Here is a 12,138-nt window from a genome sequence, read left to right as displayed (position 1 = left end):
TATGTCTCGTATTTCAGAGACATTAAGTAACGTGACGTAGCGCATCGTAGCGAAAGCGTCCCGTCCAAAAATGGATGATACCTTGCTAAACCGGGACATCTCAGACAATCCTTCGGGCATGTATTCATCAGAGACGTAACAAAATAAGAAATCACCTAAAAACTCTGCGTTCTGCGGCAATTATCTTAGTTCTCTGCCGACAGAATAAGTTAGCTTATCGGCTGCAAAATACTATATTTATTGCTGACATAATAAGCAATATGTGGTTGCATGAGATAATGAGGTGTGGGAAGTTTCAGTTACTAAATAATAAAAACGCCTGCGGACGAGTTCCTGGCAGGCGTTTTGTGTATTATGATAAGGCAAAGAGACTTACAGTGTGCGTTCACTGCCCCAGAAGAAGAGTGCTACTGTACCCGGACCGGTATGACTTCCTATGGTCGTGCCGATATTGTTGATCACTACTTTGCCGTTTAAGTTTGGGAAGCGTGCCTCTATCAGATTGGCAACTGCTTTGGCATCTTCATAGCAGGCAGATTGGGATATAAAACATTTCCCATTGTAGTCTAAGCCATTTTCGGCATCTTCTTCCATTTTAGCGACAATTTCACGGATCACCTTACGTTTTCCACGAATCTTAAAGCGCGGAATCAGCTTGCCCTCGCTGTTTACATCCAGCAATGGGCAGATGTTCAGCAAATTTCCGATGGTACCGGCGGATTTTGATACACGACCGCCTTTTATAAAGAAAGTCAGATCGGAAGAGAAGAACCAATGACGTAAATGAAGCTTATTGGCCTCTGCCCAGTCACGCAGTTCATCAATAGTCATTCCATCATCGCGCAGATCTGCCAGACGATCCATCAATAGTCCATATCCAGCGGAGGCAGCCAGTGAATCAACAATATAGATTTTGCGGTCTGGATATTTTTCGGCGAGAATATCTCTGGCAATACAGGCGGAATTCATGACGCCGGAAATGCCGGAAGAGAGGCAGATATGTAGAATATCTTTGCCTTCCTGCAGAAAAGGTTCAAAATACTGCTCAAATTCTTCTGCATTGATCTGAGATGTTTTAGTGTCTTCGCCTTGCTCCATACGTTTATAAAATTCATCAAAAGGAATTGATTTGCCGAGATCATCCATATAACTTTTGCCGCCCAATTCAAAATGAAAACAGATATAATGAATAGATCTGGCCTCAAACTGTTCGTCTGTTAAGTCTGCTGTAGAACAACAGCTTAATACATAATTTTCTGCCATTTTAATACCATACCTTTCTCAAAAAATGTTTTGCATGATCACAGGTGGTCATAATATTCCTGTATTATGCATGTCAAGGCTCATTGTACCATGGAATTCTGAGAATTTCAAATTACAACGGTAACGCCTCAAATTGTTCTTGAATCTGCAAAATATATTCAGTATAATATTTGTATATACGGCATAATGTGCCATACAAGGAGGACAAGATGAACTTTTTAGAAGAACGTATCCTAAGGGATGGTATAGTAAAAGAAGGTAACGTGTTGAAGGTGGATAGTTTTTTGAACCATCAGATGGATATTTCATTATTTGAGCAAATGGGAGAAGAGTTTAAAAAACGTTTTGCCGGTAAGGAGATTAATAAAATTGTTACGATAGAGGCTTCCGGTATAGGAATTGCATGTGTGGTAGCAAAGTATTTTAACGTTCCGGTTGTATTTGCTAAGAAATCTAAGAGTATCAATATTGAAGGAGATATGTATGTTGCTGAGGTGGAATCTTTTACACATAAGTGTAAAAATCAGGTCATAGTTTCCAAAAAGTTTTTATCTCCGGAGGACAAGGTGTTGATCATTGATGACTTTCTTGCCAATGGTTGTGCACTGCAGGGGTTGATTTCAATTATTACGGAGGCCGGAGCTTCTGTAGAGGGTATTGGAATTGCTATTGAAAAGGGTTTTCAAATGGGTGGCAAACTGATCCGCAATCTTGGATATCAGTTAGAGTCTCTCGCAATTGTGGACAGCATGAATGCAGATACGAAAGAAATTGTATTTCGTGAGCAGTAAGCTGATCTGTTAGAACTATAGATATAAGATCGGGTGGATTGCAAAGAAATGAAAAGGACGTTTTTCTATATGCAGAAAGACGAAATGAGAAACAGGAAGGATAAAGAACATGAAAACAAATGAAACATCTGTACAAAATATTTATACATTAGACGGAAAAGTACCACTTCTTAAGGCAATTCCGTTTGGGTTGCAGCATATATTAGCTATGTTCGTTGCTAATATTGCACCGATCATCATTGTTGCAGGAGCAAGTGGATTGTCCTCGACTCAGACGGCAATGTTGATCCAAAGTGCAATGATCATTGCCGGTATTGGTACATTGATTCAGTTGTTCCCGGTATGGAAGATTGGTTCCGGATTACCAATTGTTATGGGTATCAGCTTTACGTTTGTGTCCATTGCATGTGTTATAGGAGCAAAATATGGTTATCCGGCGATTGTTGGTGCCGTGTTGATCGGTGGTATCGTAGAGGGCGTTTTGGGATTATTTGCCAAGTACTGGATCAAGATTGTTGCACCGATCGTAGCAGCAAGTGTTGTTACATCCATTGGTTTTTCATTGTTATCTGTCGGGGCTAATTCCTTTGGAGGTGGCAGTGGAAGTAAAAACTTTGGTGCTTGGGAGAACTGGGTGTTAGGCGGTGTTACGCTGCTTGCCTGCATTTTGTTTAATATTTTTGCTAAATCTTACTTCAAACAGCTTTCTGTTTTGTTCGGTTTAGTAGTTGGTTATATTTTGGCCATTGTAATGGGAATGGTGGATTTTTCCGGACTAAAGGGAAGTTCGATCATTGCATTGCCACATCTTATGCCATTTAAGCCGGAATTTCATGCTGGCGCCATTGTATCCATTGTATTGATCTTTTTGGTGTCGGCGACAGAGACGATCGGAGATACATCTGCGATGGCATCTTCCGGTTTAAATCGTGATGTCACACCGGAGGAAACTGCCGGGTCAATTGCCTGTGATGGTTTTATCAGTGCATTATCAGCAGTATTTGGCTGTATGCCAATTACTTCATTTAGCCAAAATGTGGGCTTGATCGCAATGACGAAAGTAGTGAATCGATTTGCAATCGCAACAGGTGCGGCTATCATGATCTTAGCGGGAATCTTCCCGATCTTTGGAGCATTATTGGCAACATTACCGGATGCGGTATTAGGTGGATGCACGATCATGATGTTTGGAACGATCGTTGTCAGTGGTCTGCAGATGATCGGAAAATGTGGCTATACGCAGAGAAATATTACGATCGCTGCATTATCACTCAGCGTTGGTATTGGTTTTACACAGGTTCCTGAACTGTTCGCAATCTTTCCTGAAATGGTACAAAATGTATTTGGGCAGAACTGCGTGGCAGTTGTATTTTTGGTTTCTATCATATTGAATTTGGTTTTACCACAGAATATGGAGGCAACGATACAAGAAAAAGCATAATCAAACATAGTGGGACAGTGTGCTTTTTGAAACTTTGGAAGCGTGCTGTCTGCTGTGTAGAAAGGGTGGGAGAATGAACAACAAAATAATGAAGAAAAGGCGCACCTTGGCAGCTGTGTTGGTAATCAGTCTGTTGTGTATGACCGGCTGTGGGGCAGCTAACGGCACACCGGACGATGTGGCGACAAATGACGGAGGCAGTCAGACTGAGAGCGAAACAGGAAGTGGTGGCATCAGCAAAGATAACATTAAAGTCGGCGTATTATATATATCGGATCCGTCAGAGGGAAGCGGTTATTCATATACGCATGATCTAGGTGTCAAGGGTATGCAGTCTAATCTCGGACTCAAGGAAGATCAGATAGAGCGTAAGATCGTGGATGATAGCGATGCTGTTGCAACGCAGGAAGCAATCGAAGCCTGTATTTCGGATGGCTGCAATATTATATTCACAACGAGTTGGGGCTACATGGATACCACAGAAAAGATGGCAGAAAAGTATCCTGAAGTTTATTTTTCTCATGGAACCGGTTATAAGAGTAATGGCAAGAATTTTACTAATTATTTTGGCAGAATCTATCAGGCACGGTATTTGAGCGGAATCGTGGCAGGGATGAACACAAAGTCCGGCAAGATTGGATATGTTGCAGCACAGGATTCTTCAAATTCAGAGGTAACGGGTGGTATTGATGCTTTTGCCATTGGAGTGGCATCGGTTAATAAATCGGCAAAGATTTATGTAAAAATAACCAATAGCTGGTATGATGCAGCGAAGGAAAAGGCGGCATCAGAAAAATTGTTGTCGATGGGCTGCGATGTTATGGCACAGCATTGTGATACGGCATATCCTCAGACATTAGCGCAGGAAAAGGGTGTGTATGGTATCGGTTATAACTCGGATATGAGTAAAGAAACTCCGGATTCCTGCCTGACAAGTGTGATCTGGAACTGGAGTGCTTATTATACGTCGGCAGTACAAAGTATTATGGATGGAACGTGGACCGGTGAAAATTATTATGGTGGCATGGCAGAGGGGCTGATTCAGATCACCGACCTGGCATCGTTTGCAAAGGAAGGAACGCAGGAAAAAGTTGATGAAGCGACCACAGCGATCCTTAGTGGTGAAAACAACGTATTCGATGGTGTATTAGAAACAAATACCGGGAAGAAGATTGGGGCAGCAAACAGTACATTAGACGATGCAACGATTACCGGAAACATTAACTGGTACTACAAAAATGTAGTGATCGTGAAATAGGAGGGTGGCTATGAATTTTACGATTCGTAAGAAAGTGTTGGTTTGCTCACTGCTCCCACTTGTTTTACTCGGGGCAATTGTTATTTTGGTGGCAGCAACGATCATGAAGGGTGCGATCATCCAACAGGTAGAAAATTCTCTGCGAGGAACAGCAACAGCGACACAGGCAGCATATGATCAAAATACCGGATCTTATCTGGAAACGAAGAATGGTGATGTATGGAAAGGCAGTTACAACATTTCCCAGTCCGACAATCTGGTAGATACGATCAAAGAAGAATCCGGCATGGAAGTTACCTTCTTTTATGGAAACAAGCGCATTATGACTTCTGCCAAGGACAAAGATGGCAATCGTATTTTACAGAGTGAGGCAGGAGAAAAGATCCAAAAAGAAGTTCTAGGTGCAGGGCACGAATATTTTAGTGAGAATGTTTCTATTGAAGGGACTATGTATTATGGATATTTTACTCCGGTATATCAGCCGGATGATAAAAGTACACCAATTGGAATGGTGTTCGCAGGAAGTCCCAAACAGGAGACATTTCGCAGTGTTATAAAGATTATTAGCACGATTATAGCGATTGTAGTGTTTGTTACGATCGTGTGCGTGATCGTTGTCAGTATTTGTGCAAGCTCGATCACAAAGGCACTTAAAGTAGGTATCGCATCAGTTCAGCAGGTATCTGCCGGAAATCTGCAATTGACGATATCAGATAAACTGGCTCGACGCAAAGATGAGATTGGAGATCTGTCGCGGGCAATCCGCAAGCTTCAGCAGGAATTGCTTGGCATTATAAGTGGCATTAAGGGAAGCACGGATTCTCTGCGTGATTCATCTGATTCATTAGAACAGACGGCACATCAGACTTTTCACAGCATTGAAAATGTCAAAGAGACAATGGATGGTATAACGGAGGGGGCAGATCGACAGGCAGAAGATATCAAAAAAGCGTCCTTCAACGTAAATAATATGGGAAATCTGCTGTTAGAGACCGGACAGGAGGCAGAAGATCTTGGAAATGGTGCAGACAGCATGAAAAAGGCAAGTGATCATGCAACGGAAATTGTACATCAGCTTCGTGTGATCAGCGATGAGGTGCATCAGGCTGTAGAGACGATCGCACAGCAGACAAAACAGACAAATGCATCCGCACAAAAAATTCGTGAGGCTTCTCGCTTTATTTCAGAAATTGCAGAAGAAACAAATCTGTTAGCTTTGAATGCAAGCATTGAAGCGGCAAGGGCAGGCGATGCCGGTAAAGGGTTTGCCGTTGTGGCGTCTGAGATTCAGAAGCTGGCAGAGCAGACGAATAGTGCCAGCGGCAATATTGAAGAGATAGTTGAGACTTTGTTAAACGATTCAGAACTTGTTGTTGAGACAATGACAAATGCGCAGGAAATTATTACCCAGCAAAACGATTTTATTGAAGGAACGGAAGGCAGTGTGGCGACCGTGATGAATGAAATCGAGCATTCGGTAAGCAGTATCCGCAGCATAGAGAGCCGTATGAAAGAATTAGAGTGTGCGAGAAAAGAGATCATGCAGGTATTTAAGGCAATGTCAGATATTGCCACTCATAATGTAAGCGACACCGAAAAGACCAATACAGCATTGGGTGCTATGACAGCAGACTTTAAGAATATCGAACAGTCGACGGAAAGTCTGCGAACAATGGCAGATGCGTTGGCAAACCATATTCAGAATTTTCAGGTGTAATTAGTTGCGTCAGTTTAGTGGAATATGCTATAATAGCAGTTACAAGAGATTAGGTAACTGCACAGCATGGAGGATTAATATGCAAAGAATAGCTTATTCCAAAAAGATCATATGCTATTTGTTCATATTATGCATCGCATTGACCAGCGCATTTTCTGCGTATGGTGAATGCGGTGTGTTTTCTATGCAGAGACAGCAGACATATTGCTCTAGACAGACTGTGCAGGTTGACTCTTTTCAGAATGCAAAAGCAGAGCATTATTTACATATGATACAAACTTCTTTTGCCAAGGAAGATTGTCGGATTGAGGATGGATCGGCAAATACGATGCAGAAACTGAATCTTATTCGGGAGCAGAAGACGGTTAGTTTATCAAAGTTTGAGCGTATTTGCTATTGTTTGACAGATTGTTATGCAAGATGCGTTAGCATTATGCATAATCAATATATTCTAAAGGCGACATTGATCCGGGATGTTCATCAACAGATCGTGTCTTTTATTCATCGGAAGGACGGGCAGAAAATCCCCGCAATATTCTTTTTTTGACACGCAGATCTTTACCTGCGTTCGTCATGTATTTCCAAATTATACAATATGTATGTGCATAAGATTGCACAGGTAAATGAGACCGCTCAGCCAAAGGGGGCACGGTTTTTTTATGGTAGAAAAAAAGAATAAATAGGAGGTTTTTGCATATGTTAGAGACAATAGGTATTGTTTTAGTCGTTGTGGCATTGATCGCGGTAGGCGTTTTTTCATGGAAGTGGGAGAATAGCGGATCTGATGACATTAAGAGAACGCAGACAAAGGACGAACATAAAGAAGCGTAATAGATTCAACAAAGGCACATAAAGAATGCAAGCATGGAGGTATACATGAAACAAATACTTGTCCGATACATCAACATCATATTAGGCGCAATAGTGGCAGCATTTGCTTTGGAAGAGTTTTTAGTTCCAGCGAACATTTTGGACGGCGGGATTGTGGGAACCAGTATTATCATTAGTTCGATAACTCCGATCTCGTTAAGTATATTGACGGTATGCTTAAATTTACCGTTTGTATTGGTGGGAGCGAAGCAGTTGGAAAAAAGCTTTCTTCCGAGGACCATTGTGGCAATGGGTGTATTCTCTCTCTTTTTAGAAATTTTTAACCGTTGGCACTATGATGCCACCTATGATGCATTATTGGCGACAGTGTTTGGAGGATTGATTCTTGGTGCCGGAGTTGGACTTATTATTCGAAACGGAGGATGTTTGGATGGCACAGAGACAGTTGCGATCATGGTCGCCAAAAAGACATCACTTTCCGTAGGTCAAATTGTTCTGGTCTGTAACATTATCATTTATTTGATCGCCGGTATATTGTTCGGATTGGATCGTGCGTTATATAGTCTTCTGACCTATTTTATTACATCTAGGATCGTGGATTATATTAATACAGGATTGGATCAGGGCAAAGCGGTAATGATCATTACGGATCAGGGACGCGTGATCGCAGAGGATATTTATAAGACGTTAGGCCGGACAGTTACTTTTTTGTCCGGTGAAGGGCTTTTATCCGGGGAGAAGACAGTCCTATATTGTGTCATTACCCGGATGGAGCTTCCGTTGATCCGTAAGATCATAGAAAAAGATGATTATTCGGCATTTATGACGATTTCAGATGTATCGGAGATCATCGGACATCATATTAAAAACTCAGAAAGCAAAATTTACACCAAATTATAACAAACCATGAGCGGAGAAAGTTCTCCGCTCCGTTTTTGATAGGGTCATTTGCAGCTGGTAACAATAGTGATAGGGCTTGTATAATTTAGACGAATATTATATAATTTAAAATTGTGGATTAACATTAGGAATTGCTGTTCAAAGAAGGGTTGACTGGTATGGTTAATGAGAAAAAAGTACGCTTAATGACGCAGCTTGCGTTAGACGAAAAGCGGTTTTATAAAGATGAACTAGACGAAAGTGGATATTTTCGTTCCGATTATATCCGTTCCAATACATTAAAGGTGCTGCTGGGCTATAGCATTTCCTATTTATTGATCATGGGACTGGTTGCCATGTATTATGTTGATTATCTGTTTACAAATGTAGTGCAGATGGATATGCAGAGCATGGTGTGGCTGGCCGGATGTATATATGTAGGATTATTATTGATCATTACCTTGTTTTGTGTGTTGTTTTATATGACCAAATATACAAACAATCGCAAGCGTTTGCGCAAATATATGATGGAAATAGATAAGCTGCAGAAGTTTTATCGGGACAGCAAAGATAATAAAGAGACCAAAGAAATTAAGGAGGGAGACGCTGTATGACTCAGTTATTGATATTGCGTGAACATATACAGAAAATGTATCAGCGTTATTCATCCTTTTTTCAGGTGGTCATGCGGTTTATGGTTGGATTTGGATTGTTTTTTGCGATCAACCGTGTGTTGGGATATCGTCCAATACTTTCACATGGTTATGTGAATGTGATCATGGGAGTGATCAGCGTGATCTTTCCATTAGAGGCAATGATCTTCTTGGTGGCATTGTTTATTGTGTTACAGGTCATGTATGTGTCCAAAATGCTGGCATTTTGTATTGGTGTTATATTTTTGATATTGTATCTGTTATATATTCAGTTCATTCCCAAACATGGATATGTGCTGATCGCTGTGCCGTTAGCATATTCTGTAGGACTCTCTGCAGGAGCACCGGTGCTGTTGGGATTGCTTTTTGGTCCGGCCGGAGTGCTGCCAGGTGTGATCGGAGTGTTGCTTTACTATTTGTTTCGCAATTTGATTACGGTTGCATCTTCTGCAACGACAGATTCCTTCGATCTGTTTCAGGTGCTGATCGATCAGTTGGTGGAGGACGAAGAGTTGTTTGCCGCAATAGCAGTCTTCGTGGTGGTCATGTTGGTAGTGTATATGATTCGCAGCCTGCGCGTTGATTTCAGTTTTGAAGCGGCGATCATCATCGGGATTGTCAGTGATATCATTTTATGTTTGTTTGCTAACTATTTACAGCTCATGAAACTGCATATGATCCCATTTTTTGCAGGTGCGGTCATATCCCTCGGCTTAGTGTGGCTGATACAATTTTTCCGTTTGTCATTAAATTATGCCGGCGTTGAGAATTTACAGTTTGAAGATGAGGAATATTATTATTATGTCCGCGCAGTACCCAAGAACAGTATTGCAACAAAGAGTAAGCGTATAAAACGCTTTAATGCACATTTGTTTACTGACCGCAACGAGTTGTTAGCAGCAGAGATGGAAGATAACGAAGCAGTGCCGGATGGCGGTAACAGGGAGAATAAGGAGGATTCATGAATCAAATTATTGCGTCATTAAAAGGATATGTATATGGATTATCGCTCCCGAAGATTGGTGTTGTGGATATCCTGGAGATTATAATTATCGCTTTTGCGTTGTATCATGTGACATTTTGGGTAAAGCGTACAAGAGCATGGACACTGGTAAAGGGTGTTTTTGTGCTGTTTAGTGCTTATATTGTTGCCTATATTTTAGATATGAGTGTTATATTGTGGGTGTTTGATAAGACGATCGGTCTTGGTATTACAGCGTTGCTGATCGTTTTTCAGCCGGAACTGCGCAAGGCGCTGGAAGAGTTGGGACAAAAAAAGATTGTCAGTTCTATCTTGCCGTTTGATGAGAACAAAGATAGAAATATACGCTTTACAGATCGTACCGTGAACGAGATCGTGCGTGCAACTTCTGAGCTTGCCAAAGCAAAGACCGGTGCACTGATCATTATGGAAAAGGATATTATCTTATCTGAATATGAAAGAACCGGTATTATTATCGATTCTGCGATCAGCAGTCAGCTTTTGATCAATATTTTTGAGCATAATACGCCGCTGCATGATGGTGCTGTGATCGTAAGAGGAGATCGTATTGTTGCGGCAACCTGTTATCTGCCATTGTCAGACAATATGGGGTTATCTAAAGATCTTGGAACGAGGCATCGTGCTGCAGTTGGCATTAGCGAGGTGAGCGATAGTCTTACCGTGATTGTATCTGAAGAAACCGGTATGATTTCCGTAGCAGTTGGTGGTAAATTATTACGTAATATTGACGGGGATCTTTTACGACGTAAATTGAATGATTTTCAGGGGAAACCTTCTGAGGAGAAGCCAAAGAAATACTTTTGGCGTAGAAAAGGAGGGGATCGCACATGAAAGAATTAAAACAATTGATGAAAGATGTTGTGCTGCATAATATTGGGATCAAAGTGCTGTCATTGATCGGTGCTCTGTTTGTATGGCTGATCATTATCAATATTGATGATCCTTATAAGACGAAAGTGTTTCAAGTGCCGGTCGAGACGATCAATGAAAGTGCATTGCAGTCTGTTAATAAGGTGTTTGAAATTACATCCGGCAGTATTGCCAATGTCAAGGTCGGTGGCAAACGAAGCGTGATCGATCGTTTAGATTCTACAGATATTCGTGCAACAGCAGATCTTTCGAATCTGTCTTCGGTAAATGCGGTAAATATCGTGCCATCACTTCGTAAAAAAGTGTCATCGGACGTTACTTTGGAATGTACTCAGGTGTTGAAAGTTGCATTGGAGGATATGGCAACCAAGCAGGTTAAGGTAACGGTTGTCACCCAAGGAGAACCGTCAGAAGGTTACTCTATTGGAAAATGCACGGCAAAACCAAATATGATTCAAGTGACAGGAGGAAAATCTGTTGTGAAACGTATTTCCTCGATCAAGGTGTTTTTGAATGTGGAGGGAGTCAGTGAAGACTTTATGAGCCGATTGGAACCGGTTGCTTATGATTCCAACGATGAAGTAGTCAAGTCTAACACTCTGCACTTTAGTCAGAATAAGATCAAAGTGCGGGCAAAGGTTTTGGAAAACAAAACAATTCCGGTAAGAGTCAGTGTGACAGGAACGCCGGCAGCGGGATATGAGTATGTAGAAACAGAATGTCTGCCACAAGAGATCCAAATTGCCGGCAGTGAGAAGAAAATGGAGTCGCTTTCTGAGATTGTGATACCGATGGATATTAGCGGATTGAATGACCAGTCCGGTGGTTTGGAAAAGACGGTCAGTGTGCCAGCCTTATTGCCAGAGGGAGTTACTGTATCAGAAGAGTATGAGACGATCTCCGTGAAGGTGACGATAGAAAAATTAGTGGAACGAACTTTGCGTATTAAAGAGACAGATGTGGCATTTCGAAATTTGGCAAGCGGATATGTTGCGACAGCCGGAGCACCCGGAGACATTTTAAGCCTCACGATTTCGGGAAGAGACTCCATTTTGAATGAGATTCCGGATACTGCCATCAATGCATATGTAGATTGTGGCGGTTTGAAAGCCGGAGAGCATCAGGTTCGCGTGCAGTTGGATCTGTCGGATACTTGTAAAATCACAAAATATGCAACGATAAAGATTCATATCACGAAGGAACGAGGAGGCAGTACGGCGAGCTCTTCCCCATCGCCAACAACAAAGCCGACCGAAAGGCCGCAAAATACGACGTCGGAAAAACCGAGCGAGGAGCCAATACCGACGGAGACACCTTCACAAGAAGAATGATCTGTCAGAAATTGTTATCATGATGATTTTTGATGTGTGAAATATAAAAACGCTTCGGTAAGCAATCTGCCTGCCGAAGCGTTTTTGCAATTATTCATATT

At 41.7% G+C, this 12,138-nt stretch carries 12 protein-coding genes; 11 read left to right on the top strand and 1 reads right to left on the bottom strand.

The window, feature by feature from the left end:
* Positions 1–372 precede the first annotated feature (372 nt).
* Entirely contained in the window at positions 373–1,263 is an 891-nt protein-coding gene (locus DW981_RS04675; RefSeq protein ID WP_118506936.1) for a DegV family protein, read from the bottom strand.
* Between the two features lie 209 nt (positions 1,264–1,472).
* On the opposite strand from DW981_RS04675, the gene DW981_RS04670 reads away from it, so the two are divergent.
* The 11 genes from DW981_RS04670 (at position 1,473) to DW981_RS04625 (ending at position 12,037) form a co-directional block, all read left to right on the top strand.
* The gene (locus DW981_RS04670; protein WP_022024462.1) at positions 1,473–2,054 is read left to right on the top strand and encodes a xanthine phosphoribosyltransferase; all 582 of its coding nucleotides are present in this window, start codon (positions 1,473–1,475) and stop codon (positions 2,052–2,054) included.
* A gap of 109 nt (positions 2,055–2,163) precedes the next feature.
* Complete coding sequence (locus tag DW981_RS04665; protein ID WP_118506935.1) at positions 2,164–3,495, top strand: nucleobase:cation symporter-2 family protein; 1,332 nt, start codon at positions 2,164–2,166, stop codon at positions 3,493–3,495.
* A gap of 73 nt (positions 3,496–3,568) precedes the next feature.
* Positions 3,569–4,753, top strand: coding sequence for a BMP family ABC transporter substrate-binding protein (locus DW981_RS04660; RefSeq protein WP_022024464.1), 1,185 nt, complete (start codon positions 3,569–3,571; stop codon positions 4,751–4,753).
* Positions 4,754–4,763: 10 nt separating this feature from the next.
* Positions 4,764–6,470 (top strand): methyl-accepting chemotaxis protein, encoded by a 1,707-nt coding sequence (locus tag DW981_RS04655; RefSeq protein ID WP_022024465.1) that lies wholly within the window; start codon positions 4,764–4,766, stop codon positions 6,468–6,470.
* A 79-nt stretch (positions 6,471–6,549) separates the two neighbouring features.
* Positions 6,550–7,017, top strand: a complete 468-nt coding sequence (locus tag DW981_RS04650; protein WP_022024466.1) for a hypothetical protein — start codon at positions 6,550–6,552, stop codon at positions 7,015–7,017.
* A 149-nt stretch (positions 7,018–7,166) separates the two neighbouring features.
* Complete coding sequence (locus DW981_RS15890) at positions 7,167–7,301, top strand: hypothetical protein (RefSeq protein ID WP_022024467.1); 135 nt, start codon at positions 7,167–7,169, stop codon at positions 7,299–7,301.
* Positions 7,302–7,346: 45 nt separating this feature from the next.
* Entirely contained in the window at positions 7,347–8,201 is an 855-nt protein-coding gene (locus DW981_RS04645; protein WP_022024468.1) for a YitT family protein, read from the top strand.
* 158 nt (positions 8,202–8,359) lie between these two features.
* Positions 8,360–8,794 carry a hypothetical protein gene (locus DW981_RS04640; RefSeq protein ID WP_022024469.1) on the top strand — a complete coding sequence of 145 codons (435 nt, stop codon included), beginning with the start codon at positions 8,360–8,362 and terminating at the stop codon, positions 8,792–8,794.
* On the top strand, positions 8,791–9,798 hold the full coding sequence (locus tag DW981_RS04635) for a hypothetical protein (protein WP_118506932.1): 1,008 nt from the start codon (positions 8,791–8,793) through the stop codon (positions 9,796–9,798). Before DW981_RS04640 ends, DW981_RS04635 begins: the two co-directional genes overlap by 4 nt.
* On the top strand, positions 9,795–10,667 hold the full coding sequence (gene cdaA, locus DW981_RS04630) for a diadenylate cyclase CdaA (RefSeq protein WP_022024471.1): 873 nt from the start codon (positions 9,795–9,797) through the stop codon (positions 10,665–10,667). The genes DW981_RS04635 and cdaA overlap by 4 nt, the downstream gene beginning before the upstream one ends.
* On the top strand, positions 10,664–12,037 hold the full coding sequence (locus DW981_RS04625; protein ID WP_118506931.1) for a CdaR family protein: 1,374 nt from the start codon (positions 10,664–10,666) through the stop codon (positions 12,035–12,037). The genes cdaA and DW981_RS04625 overlap by 4 nt, the downstream gene beginning before the upstream one ends.
* The last annotated feature ends 101 nt before the right edge of the window (positions 12,038–12,138 follow it).

The sequence above is a fragment of the Clostridium sp. AM49-4BH genome (genome assembly GCF_003478335.1).
Classification (GTDB): Bacteria; Bacillota; Clostridia; order Lachnospirales; family Lachnospiraceae; genus Butyribacter.
This window is presented reverse-complemented; position numbering and strand designations above follow the sequence as displayed.

What these genes read in the sequence shown, in the direction of transcription:
- DW981_RS04675 (WP_118506936.1), bottom strand. Translation starts at nt 1,263, where the DNA reads ATGGCAGAAAATTATGTATTAAGCTGTTGTTCTACAGCAGACTTAACA.
- DW981_RS04670 (WP_022024462.1), top strand. Translation starts at nt 1,473, where the DNA reads ATGAACTTTTTAGAAGAACGTATCCTAAGGGATGGTATAGTAAAAGAA.
- DW981_RS04665 (WP_118506935.1), top strand. Translation starts at nt 2,164, where the DNA reads ATGAAAACAAATGAAACATCTGTACAAAATATTTATACATTAGACGGA.
- DW981_RS04660 (WP_022024464.1), top strand. Translation starts at nt 3,569, where the DNA reads ATGAACAACAAAATAATGAAGAAAAGGCGCACCTTGGCAGCTGTGTTG.
- DW981_RS04655 (WP_022024465.1), top strand. Translation starts at nt 4,764, where the DNA reads ATGAATTTTACGATTCGTAAGAAAGTGTTGGTTTGCTCACTGCTCCCA.
- DW981_RS04650 (WP_022024466.1), top strand. Translation starts at nt 6,550, where the DNA reads ATGCAAAGAATAGCTTATTCCAAAAAGATCATATGCTATTTGTTCATA.
- DW981_RS15890 (WP_022024467.1), top strand. Translation starts at nt 7,167, where the DNA reads ATGTTAGAGACAATAGGTATTGTTTTAGTCGTTGTGGCATTGATCGCG.
- DW981_RS04645 (WP_022024468.1), top strand. Translation starts at nt 7,347, where the DNA reads ATGAAACAAATACTTGTCCGATACATCAACATCATATTAGGCGCAATA.
- DW981_RS04640 (WP_022024469.1), top strand. Translation starts at nt 8,360, where the DNA reads ATGGTTAATGAGAAAAAAGTACGCTTAATGACGCAGCTTGCGTTAGAC.
- DW981_RS04635 (WP_118506932.1), top strand. Translation starts at nt 8,791, where the DNA reads ATGACTCAGTTATTGATATTGCGTGAACATATACAGAAAATGTATCAG.
- cdaA (WP_022024471.1), top strand. Translation starts at nt 9,795, where the DNA reads ATGAATCAAATTATTGCGTCATTAAAAGGATATGTATATGGATTATCG.
- DW981_RS04625 (WP_118506931.1), top strand. Translation starts at nt 10,664, where the DNA reads ATGAAAGAATTAAAACAATTGATGAAAGATGTTGTGCTGCATAATATT.